General features: G+C 72.6%; 13 protein-coding genes. 7 read left to right on the top strand and 6 right to left on the bottom strand.

Features of this window, described 5'->3' with window-relative positions; genetic code table 11:
- The first annotated feature begins 383 nt into the window (after positions 1 to 383).
- The 3 genes from HQQ78_RS06180 (at position 384) to epsC (ending at position 2,938) form a co-directional block, all read left to right on the top strand.
- Positions 384 to 1,244: a hypothetical protein gene (locus HQQ78_RS06180; RefSeq protein WP_173151612.1), complete on the top strand. Its 861-nt coding sequence runs from the start codon at positions 384 to 386 to the stop codon at positions 1,242 to 1,244.
- A gap of 202 nt (positions 1,245 to 1,446) precedes the next feature.
- Positions 1,447 to 2,385, top strand: coding sequence for a cysteine synthase A (cysK, locus tag HQQ78_RS06175; protein ID WP_173151610.1), 939 nt, complete (start codon positions 1,447 to 1,449; stop codon positions 2,383 to 2,385).
- Position 2,386: 1 nt separating this feature from the next.
- Positions 2,387 to 2,938, top strand: coding sequence for a serine O-acetyltransferase EpsC (gene epsC, locus HQQ78_RS06170; protein ID WP_123570644.1), 552 nt, complete (start codon positions 2,387 to 2,389; stop codon positions 2,936 to 2,938).
- 84 nt (positions 2,939 to 3,022) lie between these two features.
- Here the strand turns inward: epsC and HQQ78_RS06165 are convergent, their stop codons facing one another.
- Both HQQ78_RS06165 and HQQ78_RS06160 read right to left on the bottom strand, forming a co-directional pair.
- Positions 3,023 to 3,784, bottom strand: coding sequence for an ABC transporter permease (locus HQQ78_RS06165; protein ID WP_173151608.1), 762 nt, complete (start codon positions 3,782 to 3,784; stop codon positions 3,023 to 3,025).
- A 53-nt stretch (positions 3,785 to 3,837) separates the two neighbouring features.
- Entirely contained in the window at positions 3,838 to 4,779 is a 942-nt protein-coding gene (locus HQQ78_RS06160; RefSeq protein ID WP_173151606.1) for an ABC transporter ATP-binding protein, read from the bottom strand.
- A gap of 132 nt (positions 4,780 to 4,911) precedes the next feature.
- Here HQQ78_RS06160 and HQQ78_RS06155 point away from each other — a divergent pair, with 132 nt between their 5' ends.
- On the top strand, positions 4,912 to 6,126 hold the full coding sequence (locus tag HQQ78_RS06155; RefSeq protein ID WP_173151604.1) for a sensor histidine kinase: 1,215 nt from the start codon (positions 4,912 to 4,914) through the stop codon (positions 6,124 to 6,126).
- Positions 6,123 to 6,725 carry a response regulator transcription factor gene (locus tag HQQ78_RS06150; protein WP_173151602.1) on the top strand — a complete coding sequence of 201 codons (603 nt, stop codon included), beginning with the start codon at positions 6,123 to 6,125 and terminating at the stop codon, positions 6,723 to 6,725. Before HQQ78_RS06155 ends, HQQ78_RS06150 begins: the two co-directional genes overlap by 4 nt.
- A 45-nt stretch (positions 6,726 to 6,770) precedes the next feature.
- Here the strand turns inward: HQQ78_RS06150 and HQQ78_RS06145 are convergent, their stop codons facing one another.
- From HQQ78_RS06145 to HQQ78_RS06130, 4 genes are all read right to left on the bottom strand, one after another.
- The gene (locus tag HQQ78_RS06145; RefSeq protein WP_173151600.1) at positions 6,771 to 7,940 is read right to left on the bottom strand and encodes an acyltransferase; all 1,170 of its coding nucleotides are present in this window, start codon (positions 7,938 to 7,940) and stop codon (positions 6,771 to 6,773) included.
- A 95-nt stretch (positions 7,941 to 8,035) separates the two neighbouring features.
- Positions 8,036 to 9,544, bottom strand: coding sequence for an MFS transporter (locus HQQ78_RS06140; protein WP_123570639.1), 1,509 nt, complete (start codon positions 9,542 to 9,544; stop codon positions 8,036 to 8,038).
- Positions 9,545 to 9,817: 273 nt separating this feature from the next.
- Complete coding sequence (locus tag HQQ78_RS06135) at positions 9,818 to 10,174, bottom strand: PRC-barrel domain-containing protein (protein WP_043596802.1); 357 nt, start codon at positions 10,172 to 10,174, stop codon at positions 9,818 to 9,820.
- A gap of 71 nt (positions 10,175 to 10,245) precedes the next feature.
- Complete coding sequence (locus HQQ78_RS06130) at positions 10,246 to 10,953, bottom strand: MOSC domain-containing protein (protein ID WP_173151598.1); 708 nt, start codon at positions 10,951 to 10,953, stop codon at positions 10,246 to 10,248.
- Positions 10,954 to 11,107: 154 nt separating this feature from the next.
- Here HQQ78_RS06130 and HQQ78_RS06125 point away from each other — a divergent pair, with 154 nt between their 5' ends.
- Together HQQ78_RS06125 and HQQ78_RS06120 are read left to right on the top strand one after the other, a co-directional pair.
- Complete coding sequence (locus HQQ78_RS06125; protein WP_159828014.1) at positions 11,108 to 12,697, top strand: 3'-5' exonuclease; 1,590 nt, start codon at positions 11,108 to 11,110, stop codon at positions 12,695 to 12,697.
- A 437-nt stretch (positions 12,698 to 13,134) separates the two neighbouring features.
- Positions 13,135 to 14,295: an inorganic phosphate transporter gene (locus HQQ78_RS06120; RefSeq protein ID WP_123570636.1), complete on the top strand. Its 1,161-nt coding sequence runs from the start codon at positions 13,135 to 13,137 to the stop codon at positions 14,293 to 14,295.

The following is a 14,295-nucleotide window of genomic DNA, read 5'->3' as shown; positions in this document are numbered from 1 at the left end:
CGCGCCGCCGCCGCCGCGCCGCCGCACCCCGTCACGAGATGGTCACAGCACCCCGATTAATCCGGGTGCTGTGACCATTTCTCGGTGTTGTGCGACAGTGCGCGTCTCGCACACAGCGATGGCTGCGTGGAGGCCGTCCACAAGGAGGCGCAGCTCGGCTCTCGAGGGTGGGCTGCGGGGACACTCTCGGGTGCGTGACCGACGCGCTTCCACCCCTCGTCTTCGCCGCCACCTACGGTTCTCAGAGCAGGTACGGCACCGCCCTGCGACGTGACGCGAGTCGCGGCCTTCTGCATCGGGTGCACCCCGGGGCCTACGTCGACGCGGCCGACTGGGCGTGTCTCGACGGACGTCGACGGCACGTCCTGACGACGAGAGCGGTCATGGCAGGCCTGTCGCCTCGGGTCGTCGTGTCGCACGGCTCCGCCGTCGCCCTCCACGGGCTGCCGAGCGTCGACTGGCCGCGGGGGCCCATCCACGTCATCGATCCCAGTCGGGACCGGACGCAGGCGACCGCACGAGTCGTTCGCCACCCGGGTCCGATCGATGCCCGCGACACGGTCACGGTCGACGGGCTCGTCGTGACGAGCGAGGGGCGTACGGCGGTCGACAGGTCGCGGACGGCGTCGTTCGCCGACGGAGTGCTCTGTGTCGACGCCGTCCTTCGCCGCGCCGCCGCCCGGGCGGGATGTTTCGACGTGCCCGCGCGACGCGACCCGCATCCGTCCGCCGGTCACCGGTCGGGCGTGGACGCGGCGGCAGACGCCATGCGCCGTCTGCTGTTCGAGCGCCTGGACCGCGAACCCGGTGCCCGAGGACTCGCGACGGCTCGTCAGGTCACGGCGTTCGGCACGCCCTGGGCGGAGAACGGCGGCGAATCGCTCTGTCGGCTCGCGCTCCTCGAGCTCGGTGCTCCCGAGCCCGTGATGCAGGTCGAGATCTTCGACGGCGCAGGGCTGGCGGGACGTTGCGACTTCGTGATGGGTGACGTGGCGCTCGAGTTCGACGGCAAGGCCAAGTACGACGACGCGGCGATGCGTGCGGGACGGGTGCCGTCGGCGGTGGTGAAGGCCGAAAAGGCCCGTGAGCGGCGACTCGTGCGATCGGGTGCGATCACGGCGATCGGTCGATGCGACGCCGAGGACGTTGCGCTCCGCCTACCGCTCGCCAGGGTTCTCCGAGACCTCGAGGTCGAGCTCAGGCCACGGCAGAACGCCAGGATGTGGCCACACCGCCAGATCTAGGCATGGTGCTGTGACCACTTCGTGGCGGGGTGGCGGGGTGGCGGGGTGGCGGGGTGGCGCGGCGGGACGGCGGCGGTGGGGTGGCAGGCGGCGGGGGACGCACACGTCGCTCGGGGACACACAGGGGGACGGTGCAGGACGGCTGCCTAAGATGAGCATCGATCCGTCCGCACAGACCCCCGTTCACGGAAGAGACCCGCGCATGCCCGGAATCCACGCCGACATCACCTCGGCCTTCGGCAACACCCCGCTCGTCAAGCTCAACGCGCTGCCCGCCGAGGGCGGGGCCGAGGTGCTGGCCAAGCTCGAGTTCTACAACCCGGGTGCCAGCGTGAAGGACCGTCTCGGCGTCGCCATCGTCGACGCGGCCGAGGCCTCCGGCGACCTGAAGCCCGGCGGCACGATCGTCGAGGGCTCGAGTGGCAACACGGGCATCTCTTTGGCCCTGGTCGGCGCCGCCCGCGGCTACCGGGTGATCGTCACGATGCCCGAGACGATGAGCGTCGAACGACGCACCGTCATGAAGGCCTACGGCGCGACGATCGTGCTGACCCCCGGACCCGAGGGCATGAAGGGCGCCGTCGAACGCGCCAAGCAGATCGCGGCCGAGACCGAGAACGCGATCTGGGCCCAGCAGTTCGAGACGCAAGCCAACGCCGAGATCCACCGCCGCACGACCGCGCCCGAGATCTTGCGCGACACCGACGGGAAGATCGACTTCTTCGTGGCGGGCGTCGGGACCGGCGGCACCATCACGGGCGTCGGTCAGGTGCTGCACGAGAAGGTCCCCGGCGTGAAGGTCGTCGCGGTCGAGCCCGCCGACTCGCCCCTGCTGAGCGAAGGCAAGGCCGGCCCGCACAAGATCCAGGGCATCGGGGCGAACTTCGTGCCAGAGGTGCTCGACCGCTCGCAGATCGACGAGGTGTTCCCCGTGCAGCTCGACGACGCCCTGCGCGTCGCGCGCGACCTCGCCACGAAGGAGGGCATCCTCTCGGGCATCTCGTCGGGGGCGATCATCCACGCCGCGCTCGAGATCGCGAAGCGACCCGAGAACGCCGGCAAGCGCATCGTCGCCATCGTCTGCGACACCGGAGAGCGTTACCTGTCGACCGTGCTGTTCCAGGACCTCGCGGACGCCTAGGGTGCGGTTGGTCGCACGCCTCCGCGAGGACCTCGACACCGTCCGGAGGCGCGACCCGGCTGCCCGAGGACGCCTCGAGACCGCCCTCGTCTACTCGGGCCTGCACGCGGTGTGGGCGCACCGCGTGACCTCGCGACTGTGGCGTGCGGGGCCGGCACCGCGCCTCCTCGGATCGCGGTTCGCCGCCCGCCTGCTGTCGCAGATGGTCCGATCGCTGACCGGCGTCGAGATCCACCCCGGGGCCCGCCTCGGGGCCCGCCTGTTCATCGACCACGGCATGGGCGTCGTGATCGGCGAGACCGCGGTCGTCGGTGACGACTGCACGATCTTCCACGGAGTGACCCTCGGGGGCAAGGGACGAGGAGGCGCGCTCGGCCGCCGGCACCCCACCGTCGGTGACGGGGTGATGATCGGTGCCGGGGCCGCCGTGCTCGGCGGCGTCACCGTGGGCAGCGGCAGCGTCGTCGGGGCCAACGCGGTCGTGACCAAGGACGTCCCGGCCGGGTCGGTCGCGGTGGGCGTGCCCGCCGTCGCCCGGCCGCGTCGGCCCTGACCCGGCCGCGTCGGCCCTGACGAGGCCACGTCGGCCCTAGCCCGGCCGCGTCGGCCCGGGGACTTGGTCGGGGCCGATGGCCGATCAGTGCCGGGGTTCCCACCGGAAGGCCTTCGTGGCCGCGAGGGCTCCGAGGGCGGCCCAGACCAGCGTCGGTGCCAGCAGCACGGACACGAGCGACAGGTCGCCGCCATTCCAGGCGAGGGTGATCAGTTCCATCAGTCCGCCCCCGGGCAGGATGCGCTTGAGCCAGAGCAGGTCGTCGGCACCCGTGACCGTCCACCAGATCGCCACCCCGAGCGTGATCAGGTAGAGCGGCATGGTCGTGTACTGGGCGTGCTCGGGCGAGGTGCTGAACCCGGCCGTGGCCAGGGCGAAGCCGGCGAACATGGCCTCGGCGACCAGGACGGCCACGATCAGCAGCCCGGGGTGCACCGGGGGCTCGCGGAGCGCGAGCACGCCGAGCACGATGACGAGTTGCGCGACGCTGACCGCCACGACGGGCAGCACGAGCCCGGCGATGATGCCCGCGTCGCCGACGGACCCGCTGCGCAACCGCTTCAGGTACAGGGACTGTCGACGGGCCGCGAGGGTGGTCGTCGCGGTGACGTAGACGCCGAGGCCCACCATGCCGATGATCTGCACGCCGGCGAGCATGCCGGCCGTGCCGTACGAGTCGAAGGCGTAGGTGAGGGCCCCGAAGCCCAGGGGCAGCAGCAGGGCGCAGAGGGCGACGGTGCGGTTGCGCACGAGCATGCGCAGCTCGGCGAGGGCGATGGCGAGCGGGCCGGAACGACGTCGCGAGCCTGCCGACCGGGTGGGGGAGGGACGGGTCACGGTGGTCATGGGATGTCCTTTCGGGGATGGGCGTGGGGAGCGGAGTCGGCGACGGTCGACGGTCAGGAGGCGCGGCCGAGGTCGCGGAACACGTCGTCGAGTCCCGACTCGTGCACCGTGAGACGGGCCAACGGGCGATCGGCGTCGGTCGCCCAGCCGAGCAACGCCCCGAGGTCGCGCTGGGCGTCGTCGGTCTCGATCACGACGAGGTCGTTCTCGGTCCGGGCGACCTGCAGCGGGAGGCCGTCCAGCGGGCCGGGGGCGACGAAGCGGATGGAGGTCGTGCTGCCGGCGGTGAGGTCGGCGACGGTCCCTTCGCGACGGATGCGCCCGCGGTGCATCAGACCGATGCGGTCGGCGTTCTCGGCGGCTTCCTCGAGGTAGTGGGTGGTCAGGACGAAGGTGACCCCCGCCTCCCGGAGTCCGGCGACCACGGCCCAGAGCGCGTCCCGTGCCGCGGGGTCGAGCCCCGTGGTGGGTTCGTCGAGGAAGACCAGCTCGGGCGTGCCCCAGACGGCCGCGGCGAAGTCGACCCGCCGCCGCTCGCCGCCCGAGAGCCGTGCGACCCGGGCCGAGGCCTTGTGGTCGACGCCGACGAGGCCGAGCACGCGGTCGACGTCGTCGTCGCGACCCGAGACGGCGCCCGACAGCTGGACGCTCTCGCGCACGGTGAGCTCGGGGGCGAGGCCCGAGTCCTGCAACATCGTGCCGATGCGCGGTCGGATGCGCCCCCGGTCGGTCGGATCGCCGCCGAGCACCTCGACCCGGCCCGCGTCGGCCGTGCGATGCCCTTCGAGCACCTCGAGCGTGGTGGTCTTGCCGGCACCGTTCGTGCCGAGGAGCGCGTACAGCTCGCCGCGGTGGACGGTCAGGTCGAGGCCGTCGACGGCGGTGAACGAGCCGTACGAACAGCGGAGGCCGTGCGTCGAGATGACGGCGTCGCCGCGCTCGGCGGAGCCGGGCGCGACGGCCGGTCGGGGCGTGGTGTCGGTGGAGTTCGTCATGACCTCGACGATCTCGTGGCCGGGCGGACGACGGGTAGTGCCGGCGTGCCACCCGTGCCGTGTGACATCGGTCATGCTCGGCCGTGACATCGGGCACCTCCGTGCGTCGGCGGCCTCCGTTAGCGTGGTCGCATGCCCCACCTCCCGCTGGCCGTGCGTCCTCGACCGGGCGGCCACCTGCCCCCGCTCGCGCGCATGCGGCGGTACATCACGTGGTCGTTCGTGGCGCTCGCGCTCTTCACCACCCTCGTCCTGGTCGTGACGCTGGTGGCAGAGGGCGCCTCCTGGTGGCTGGTGGCGGCCTCCGGCGCCGCGGGGGCGCTCGTCACGGCCCACTCGTTCTTCTGGGAACGCCGCCCACCCGTGCCGTTGGCCGTCGCCGGTCTCGTCGTCTCGTACCTCGTCTGGCTGGCGGTCCCGCTCGGCGGGCACAACGCCCTGCTGCTCTTCCCCTTCGGCCTCACCGTCGGGTACCTGGCGACGACGCCCCCGTCCGCCTCCTGGCGATGGGTCGTCGCCGCCGTGGTCGCGGCGCTCGTGCCCGTGGTGGTCGTCGAGGTCGACGCGGCCGCACCGCTCGTGGGGCTGTCGACGGTGGTCGTGATCGGCCTGCTGTCGCTCTACGGGATCTGTCGGCTGAACCGGTACGGGTTCGACCTGTACCTCGAGATCGACGCGGCCCGCGAGACCCAGTCCGAGCTCGCCGTGATGCGCGAGCGGTACCGGTTCTCGGTCGACCTGCACGACATCCAGGGGCAGGCCCTGCACGTCGGTCGCCTGCAGCTGCAGCTGGCCGACAAGACCCTGGACCGCGACCCCGCCGCCGCGCGACGGCACCTGCGCGAGGCCGAGCAGCTGATCGTGCAGACGATCGCCGAGACCCGTCGGCTGGCCTACGGCGAACGCACGCTCACGCTCGCCGGCGAACTGGCCAACTCGGCCGAACTGATCCGGGCGGCGGGCATCGAGCTCGAGGTCACGGGCGTCCCTCCCGTCGGTCACCCGGCCGACGACCTCTTCGGCCACGTCATGCGTGAGGCCACGACGAACGTGCTGCGTCACGCCCAGGCGGAGCGGGTCTCCATCGTGCTCGGCCCCGAGTCGGTCGAGGTCCTCAACGACGGTGCCCCCGAGCCCCTGCGCGGACTCAGCGGCCTCGCCCGTCTCGGCGAGAGGTTCGCCGCGGTCGGCGGCACGGTGACCACCCGGCTCGAGAACGGCCGGTTCCGGGTCGAGGCGAGGGCGACGGCGACGGGAGCCGGCGGAGCATCCCGGCCGACGGCGACACGGGCCGGGGCGGCCCCCGCGGCGGCCCCGGGGGCGTCGACCGGCACGAGGTCCGCATGATCCGCGTGCTGCTCGCCGACGACGAGACCCTGCTGCGTCGATCGATCGCCGCCCTGCTCGACCTGAGCGACACGATCACCGTCGTCGCCCAGGCCGCCGACGGTGCCGAGGCCGTGGCCCTCGCCGCGCTGCACGAGCCCGACGTCGTGCTGCTCGACCTCGAGATGCCCGGCATGGACGGCATCGACGCGGCGATCGCGATCCTGGGTCGACGACCCGAGCAGGCGGTCGTGCTGCTGACCCGTCACGGCCGCCCCGGCGTGCTCCGTCGTGCCCTCCGTGCCGGGGTGCGGGGGTTCCTGCCGAAGTCGGTCGACCCCGACGAACTCGAACGGGTGATCGTGCAGGTGCACGACGGCCGCCGTTACATCGACGCCGACATCTCGGCCTCGGCGATGATGGACGACTGCCCGCTGACCGAGCGCGAACTCGACACGTTGCGACTGACGACCGACGGCTTCTCGGTGCGCGAGATCAGCGCCCGGCTGCACCTCGCGTCCGGCACGGTGCGCAACTACCTGTCGTCGGCGATGCAGAAGACCGGCAGTTCGTCGCGGCACACCGCCGCCCGGGTCGCGCGCGAGCGTGGCTGGCTCTGACCCCGGTCCGCCCGGCGTCAGGCGCCCGCCGACCGGCGCTGGGCGTCAGGCGTTCGTGAGCTCGCGGTCGCGTGAGACGGTCGAGGAGGCGCGGCGAGGCTCCCGGGGCTCGAAACGGCCCTTCAGCGCGAGGGCCGGTTTCTCCACGAAGTGGTGCGAGAGAACGGACGTGCCGATCGCCGCCGCGAGCACGAGGACGATGCCGAGCGCACCCTGCACGTACGGTTCGACGAGGGCGATGAAGACGACGTGCCAGAGGTAGAGCGGGTACGAGACGGCCCGTCCGAACCAGGCGACCGGTGCCAGGGACAGCACCCAGGCGACGGGGGACGACGCCGTGACGAGACCACCGATCAGGAGCATCGAGGCCAGGCCCACGGCGGGCAACGCGACCGCGAAGGTGAGGACGCTCTGCTGCCACCCCGATCCGATGACGAAGAGCGACCCCACGACCCCGGCGAATCCGAGCCAGGTGGCGAGGGCTCCCCAGCGGCCGGCGAGGGCTGCCCGCACGCGGTCGGACCGCAGGACGACCGCGAGCACGCAGCCCATCAGCAGGGGGGCCACGTTGAGGACGGGGCTGAAGTAGATGTCGGGGGTCGCACCGCCCGAGGGGCGGTCGTAGAGGAACCAGGTGGCGACGGCCGAGGCGACCACGACCACCGAGAGGCCGGCGACCAGGGCTTTGCGCCTGACCGCGACGGCGAGCAGCAGCACCAGCACCGGCGGCCAGACGAGGTAGAACTGCTCTTCCATCGACAGGCTCCACATCGGCGCGAAGACGCCCTGCGAGGTGTCGAAGAACGCCCGGGCGACGTTGCCGGTGTAGGTGAGGGCGATCAGGGCGGCACCGACCGGGCCGAGGGTCGAGCCCTGGTAGTCACCCACGAGCCACCACAGCGAGACGCCCACCACGACGACGGCGAGCAGCGTCGGGTAGAGCCGCAGCAGGCGGCGGACCCAGAACCGGCCGAGCCGGATGCGTCCCGTCGACGCGTGCTCGCGCAGCAGCAAAGTGGTGATCAGGTAGCCCGACAGCACGAAGAAGACGTTGACGCCCACGAAACCGCTGCCGAAGCCCGGCACGTGCAGGTGGTAGAGCACGACGAGGGCGATGGCCAGCGTGCGCAGGCCGTCGAGCGGCAGCACCCGGTCTCGACGGGTCGTCGAGACGGGGCGGACGGTCGGCTCTGTGGTCGGCAGGGCTGAGGGCATCGTTGCAGTGTGCCTCACCTTCCTTGGTGCCGCCCGAACGAGGGGGCCGGGTTCGCATCCCGGCCCCACCCGCGCGTGGCGGCGCCCGGACGGCGCTATCCGCGCTGCTGCGGGACGCGACGCGGCAGGGCGAACACGAGCACGAACGAGGCCAGGGCGAAGATCGCGCTGACGAGCATGGCGTGGGCCGCCGCGTCGGTGAAGCCGGTGGCGACGTCGGCCGGCGTGCGGCCCGAGATGGTCAGCGTGCCGAAGAGCACGCTGCCGATGATCGCGATGCCCACGGCCGACCCGATGCGCTGGATCGCCGAGATGACGGCGCTGGCCGAGCCGGCGTCCTGCCGGTCGACCGTCGCGACGATGAACTGGACGTTCGGCGCGATGAAGAAGCCGTTGCCGAGGCCGGCGAGCAGCAGCGGGACCAGCAGCATCCAGTTGGTCAGGTCGGAGGCGTCGACCGTGACGAGCACGAGCCACATCCAGGTGAGGCCGATGGTGACGAGGGCCGTGCCGAGGATCAGCACGCCGCGACCGAGCCGGGCGGCGATGCGGTTGCTCTGCGACGAGCTGATGATGCTGCCGACCGCGAACGGGATCGCCACGGCACCCGAGGCCAACGCGCTGTGGCCGAGCCCCGACTGCCAGAGCAGCGAGATCGTGAAGAAGATGCTGGTGAAGGCCGCGAAGTAGACGAGCGCGAGGACGACGCCACCGGTGAACGACGGGTGCGCGAACAGCTTCGGCGGGACGAGGGGGGTCTTGCCGCGCTTCGTGTACGCGACCTCCCACAGGCCGAACAGGGCGAGCAGCACGACGCCCGCGGCGATGGTCAGGTAGGTCCAGAGCGGCCAGCCCTCGTCCTGCCCCTGGATCAGCGGGACGAGCAGGGCGACGAAGGCGCCCGAGACCAGCACGAGGCCGATCCAGTCGAGCCCACGGTCGGGACGGGGCACCGATTCGTCGCGCTTGGGCAGCAGGACGGCGGCGGCGACGAGGGTGATGATGCCGAACGGCAGGTTGACGTAGAAGACGAGACGCCACCCGTTCTCGTCGCCGAAGGCCTGGATGATCAGGCCGCCGATGATCGGACCGAGCGCCGACGAGACGCCGATCACGGCGCCCATGATGGCGAAGGCCTTGCCCCGCGAGCGACCGGGGAACAGCAACTGGATGAACGCCGTGACGGCGGGCACGAAGATGCCGCCGGCGAGGCCCTGCACGACGCGGAACACGACGAGCTGGGTGTCGTCCTGGGCGAGGCCACAGGCGAGCGACGCCAGCGTGAAGAGCAGGACTCCCGTGAAGTAGACCCACTTGTGGCCGATGCGGTCGCCGATGCGCCCGGCGGGGATCAACGCGAGGCCGAAGGCGAGGGCGTACCCCGAGATGATCCACGACAGGGTCGACTCCGAGGCGTCGAGCGTCGTGCGGATCGTCGGCAGGGCGACGTTGACGATCGTCGTGTCGAGCAGGGCGATGAACATGCCGAGGAGCAGGGCGACGAGGGCGTACCAGGCGTGACGCGGCACCCCGGCGGGCTGGCCGGGGCCCGCTCCGGGGGAGGACGGCGACGAGGCGCCGGTCGGGGCGGGGGCGTGGGTCATGGGGTGGCCTTTCGGGCAGCGGCACGGGCCGTGAGGCGAGGCGAAGGGGGCGTGAGGCGAGGCGACGGGAGCGAGGCGAGGGGGAGGGGCGGCACGAGGCCGGAGCACGTGGCGGCGGCGTCGGGGCGGGCGCACGACGCAGGAGGCGCGGGTCACCGACCCGCGCCTCCTGATTTTTGCACGTTCTGCACTCGTCCGCGCACCATCGCCCGAGCGGACGCCGAAGGGCCCCGCCGATGCGGCGGGGCCCTTCGCGGTCGGGAGCGGCGGCGGTCAGCGGCGGCCGAGGCGGCGTTCGCCGGCCGCACCGGTCTGGTACACGAGGCCGTAGTGCTCGAACACGGCGGGCTCGCGGGCTGCCTCGAGCTCGCCGTCGGTCTCGATCGACGGGGCGTCCTTGACGAGCTTCTTCGCGAACTGCACCTTGAGGTGCTTGGGGGCGACGACGGCACCCTGCAGCGGCACGAAGACCAGGCGCGAGCGGCCGAGCAGTCCGGCGGTCACGGTGGCGAAGGCGGGCTGGTCGGCGGCGGTGTCGAAGTAGATGCTCTCGAGCGAGCCGACCTTGTCGCCGTCGGGGTCGACGACCGGCATGCCGATCCAGTCGCGGATGTTCTCGGCTTCGAACATGGGTGCCTCCTGTGGCGCGGGCCCCGTCCGGGCCCTCTCGGTCGAGGCTAGTGGAGCGTGCGTGCCGACGCTCAGGCGGGGACGCGCCCTCGCAGGGCCTTCTCGGCGAAGCCCCGGACCTCGTCGGTGAGCCTCAGGCGGTCGGGTCCGTCGACGGCCGCGAGGAGGGCCTCGGCCCGGTCGGGCCCGAGCCCCGTGAAGGCCTCGCCGATCGTCACCCCGTGCGACGGTCGTGACAGCACCGTGACGCCGTCACCCGCCTGGACGGGCCCCGCCTTCACCACCCGCAGGTAGGTGCCGGGGCGGCCCTCGGCGTAGAACCGCTTGACCCACATGGCCTCGCCGAGTCGGCGGGCGAACGTGCCGCACGGGACGCGAGGCTTCGTGACCTCGAGCACGAGGGTGCCGCCCACGGCCCAGCGTTCGCCGATCACCGCGCCCGTGACGTCGACCCCGGACGTCCGCAGGTTCTCGCCGAACAGCCCCGGCACCACCTCGCGGCCGAGCAGCTCGGCGAAGTGGGCGGCGTCCTCGTCGGCGAAGGCGTACACCGCCTGGTCGATCCCGCCGTGGTGCTTGCGGTCGGCCTGCACGTCGGCACGGAGGCCGAGGGGGCGCACGTGGACGGGCCCGTCCACGGGGCGCTTGTCGATGGCGGTCACGCCGATCGTGCCCGAGTCGGGCAGCAGGGCCGACACCCGGCAGACGGCCGTGACGGACGCGGTCGGGGCCGTGACGGAGGCGGTCGCGGCGGTGACGGAGGCGGGGGCGGCGGTCATGCCCCCATCGTGGCGGACGACGGGACCGACGGGAAGCACCGAGCCGCGCCTCCTGACCCCGCGTCCCCCCACCGCCCCACGACGGGTGTCACCCGATTGCGGGCTGGATGCCCATCGGGCAACCTGCCAGGCTCGCCCCGACGAAAGGGATGACATGGTTCACGGCGGCTACGCGGTCATCGACGTCGAGACGACGGGTCTCTGGCCCGGGCGACACCATCGGGTGATCGAGATCGGCATCGTGCACCTCGACGTCCACGGCGAGGTCGAGGCGTCGTTCGAGACCGTCGTCGACCCCTCGCGGGACCTCGGGCCCATCCACGTCCACGGGCTCCGCAGCGCGGACGTCCGCGGGGCACCCCGGTTCGAGCACGTCGTCGACGACCTCTGCGACCGCCTGCGCGGGCGCGTCGTCGTCGCGCACAACGCCCGCTTCGAGGCGCAGTTCCTGGCCGCCGAGTTCGCGCGCCTCGGGCTCGTGTCACCGCTCGGGGCCGACGGGTCGGGCGCACTCTGCACGATGAAGCTCGCCCCCACGTACCTTCCCGGCGCCGGCCGCACGCTCGCCGACTGCTGCGCGGCCATCGACGTCGACCTCTCCGTCGCCCACGAGTCGCTCGGTGACGCGGCGGCGACCGCCCAGCTGCTGTCCGCCTACCTGCGCATGGGTGACGCCCAGTCGGCCTGGTGGCAGGACTGGGGCCGCTACGCCGCCCTGCAGCAGTGGCCGACGGCCGAGACCCCGCGGTCCACGCCTCACCCCCGGTACGCAGGAGGCGCGGGTGGCGCCGACGACGGAGGCCACGTCCCCGGCCGCGCGGCCTGGCGGGCCCGGCGCCGGGTCGCCCGGGTGCGCGACCTCGCGCCCGCCCCCTCCGCCGTCCTCTCGGCGTCCGGCGCCGTGGGGCCCACGGCTCCCGCGGCGGTGCCCCCGGCGAGCCCCGCGGGCGGCACGCACCTCGCGGGTCCCGTCGACCTCGACCTCGATCGCGACGTCTACGGCCTGTCCGTCGAGCCGGCGCCCACCGAGCCGCGCTTCCTCGAGCGGGCGACCGAGCTGCTGCCCCAGCTCGGCCTCGACCGTCGTCAGGACCAGTACGCGGCGATGCTCGACAAGGCACTGTCCGACGGCTACCTCTCGAGGGACGAGGCCGGGAACCTCGCGACCCTCGCCGCCGAGCTCGACCTCGACGACCTGTCCCGTGCGCTCGTGCACGACCGCTACTTCGCCTCCCTCGTCTCGACCGTCTGGGCGCACGACGTGCTCTCGGACGACGAACGGCGGCAGGTGGACGCGGTCGCCGAGATGCTCGGCATCGCCCCGCACCGGCGCGACGCGGCTCTCGTGCCGTCCGTGCTCGAGCGCGCGCCCCGTCCGGCGGAGGACGACGAGCTCGACGAGTTCGAGGTCATCGAGGGGCTCGACGAGTCCCTCGGAGCGGCACCGGAACCCCGCACGCCGTCCCTGGCCCGGCCCGACGTCGGTCCGCTGGCACCCGGCGCACACGTCGCGCTGACCGGATCGCTCAGCCAGGAGAGGGACGCCCTCGTGCGGACGCTCGAACGTGCCGGGTTGGTCGTCTGGCCGGCGGTCACGACCGAGACGTCGCTGGTCGTCGCCGCGGACGTCGCCTGCGCATCGGGCAAGGTCCGCAAGGCCCTCCGTTACGGGGTGCCCGTCGTCGACGAGACGCAGTTGCCGTTCGTCCTGGCCCGCTCGCGTCGGTCACGCACGGCGGCCTGACGCCGAGGAGGCGCGGGACGCCCCGTGGGGGATCGCTCCTCAGAGGGCGGGATCGTCCGTGAAGTGGTCGTCGCTGTCGAGCGACGGCCACTCGGTCAGTTGCTCGGGTGCGGTCTCGGGGAGGGTGGTGCGTGCCATGGGGTCCGTCGGGTCGGGGTGCTCGGTGCTTCCGGTCGGACCACCTCCCGAGGTGCGGGAGGACGGCGACCGGGAGCTGGGGCTGCCTGCGCCCACCGTACGCGCCTCGCGGGGCTGCGCCTAGCGGAACGGCCGGTCCCGACGGTGGTGAGCACCGAGCCCTCCGGTCCATTTGCATGATGTGCAAGATTCCTTCGGCGTTCATCTTCGAGCGCGTCCACGAGGCCTCGCGTCGCACCGGGGCCATCGTGCCGCGGTCATCGGTCGGTGACCGGCGAGGGTCCCGGAGGGCGGTACCGATGGACGTGTTCGTCACCGTGGTGCTCGTGGTCGTGATCGCGCTGGTCTTCGACTTCACGAACGGCTTCCACGACACGGCCAACGCCATGGCGACCTCGGTCGCCACCGGCGCCCTCAAGCCGAAGGTCGCCGTCCTCATCTCGGCCGTCCTCAACCTGGTGGGTGCCTTCCTCTCGACCGAGGTCGCGAGCACCGTCTCGAACGGCATCATCCGCGAGGGAGACGGCGGGGTCCAGGTGACACCGGTCATGATCTTCGCCGGTCTCGTGGGAGCCGTCATCTGGAACCTCGCCACCTGGTACCTCGGGCTGCCGTCCAGCTCGTCGCACGCCCTCTTCGGCGGCCTGATCGGGGCCGCGGTCATCGGTGCCGGCGTGGGGGCCGTCGACTTCGGCGTGGTCCTGTCGAAGGTCGTCCTGCCGGCCCTGATCTCGCCCGTCGTGGCGGGCGTGGTCGCCCTCGTCGCCACCTACGTGGCCTACCGGATCACGCGGCAGGCCACCCTGCGGGGGTCCACCGCCGGCTTCCGGCACGGGCAGACGATCAGCGCCTCCCTGGTCTCGCTCGCCCACGGCACGAACGACGCCCAGAAGACGATGGGCGTCATCACGCTGACCCTGATCGCCGCCGGCTACCAGGGCGCCGGCAGCGCCCCGCAGCTCTGGGTGGTCCTCGCCTGTGGCCTCGCCATCGCGCTCGGCACCTACCTCGGGGGCTGGCGCATCATGCGCACCGTGGGCAAGCGCATCACCGACGTCCAGGCCCCGCAGGGGTTCGCGGCCGAGACGAGCTCGGCCGCGACCATCCTGATCTCGTCCCACCTCGGGTTCGCCCTGTCGACGACCCAGGTGACGTCGGGGTCCATCGTCGGGGCAGGGCTGGGCAAGAAGCTCGCCACGGTGCACTGGGGCGTGGTCGGCAGGATCGCGTCGGCCTGGGTGGTGACCCTGCCGGCCGCCGCGCTGGTCGGAGGGCTCTCGGCCTGGCTGGCCAGTTCGAGCACGGCGGGCCTGGTGGTGGTCGCGGTGCTCGCCCTGGCCGGTGGGCTCGCCTTCGCCCTCCTCGCCCGACGGCACCCGGTGACCCACGAGACCGTCAACGACAGCGACGAGGCCCCGGCCGCCGAACGGGTCGGCGCGAGCCGCGGACGAGGGGAGTGA

The sequence above is a fragment of the Frigoribacterium sp. VKM Ac-2859 genome (genome assembly GCF_013204925.1).
Taxonomy (GTDB): Bacteria; Actinomycetota; Actinomycetes; order Actinomycetales; family Microbacteriaceae; genus Frigoribacterium.
Note: the sequence above shows the minus strand (reverse complement) of the source record. Positions and strands in the feature narration are given on the sequence as shown.

What these genes read in the sequence shown, in the direction of transcription:
- HQQ78_RS06130 (WP_173151598.1), bottom strand. Translation starts at nt 10,953, where the DNA reads ATGACCGCCGCCCCCGCCTCCGTCACCGCCGCGACCGCCTCCGTCACG.
- HQQ78_RS06120 (WP_123570636.1), top strand. Translation starts at nt 13,135, where the DNA reads ATGGACGTGTTCGTCACCGTGGTGCTCGTGGTCGTGATCGCGCTGGTC.
- HQQ78_RS06165 (WP_173151608.1), bottom strand. Translation starts at nt 3,784, where the DNA reads ATGACCACCGTGACCCGTCCCTCCCCCACCCGGTCGGCAGGCTCGCGA.
- HQQ78_RS06150 (WP_173151602.1), top strand. Translation starts at nt 6,123, where the DNA reads ATGATCCGCGTGCTGCTCGCCGACGACGAGACCCTGCTGCGTCGATCG.
- HQQ78_RS06180 (WP_173151612.1), top strand. Translation starts at nt 384, where the DNA reads ATGGCAGGCCTGTCGCCTCGGGTCGTCGTGTCGCACGGCTCCGCCGTC.
- HQQ78_RS06125 (WP_159828014.1), top strand. Translation starts at nt 11,108, where the DNA reads ATGGTTCACGGCGGCTACGCGGTCATCGACGTCGAGACGACGGGTCTC.
- HQQ78_RS06135 (WP_043596802.1), bottom strand. Translation starts at nt 10,174, where the DNA reads ATGTTCGAAGCCGAGAACATCCGCGACTGGATCGGCATGCCGGTCGTC.
- cysK (WP_173151610.1), top strand. Translation starts at nt 1,447, where the DNA reads ATGCCCGGAATCCACGCCGACATCACCTCGGCCTTCGGCAACACCCCG.
- HQQ78_RS06160 (WP_173151606.1), bottom strand. Translation starts at nt 4,779, where the DNA reads ATGACGAACTCCACCGACACCACGCCCCGACCGGCCGTCGCGCCCGGC.
- HQQ78_RS06140 (WP_123570639.1), bottom strand. Translation starts at nt 9,544, where the DNA reads ATGACCCACGCCCCCGCCCCGACCGGCGCCTCGTCGCCGTCCTCCCCC.
- HQQ78_RS06155 (WP_173151604.1), top strand. Translation starts at nt 4,912, where the DNA reads ATGCCCCACCTCCCGCTGGCCGTGCGTCCTCGACCGGGCGGCCACCTG.
- HQQ78_RS06145 (WP_173151600.1), bottom strand. Translation starts at nt 7,940, where the DNA reads ATGCCCTCAGCCCTGCCGACCACAGAGCCGACCGTCCGCCCCGTCTCG.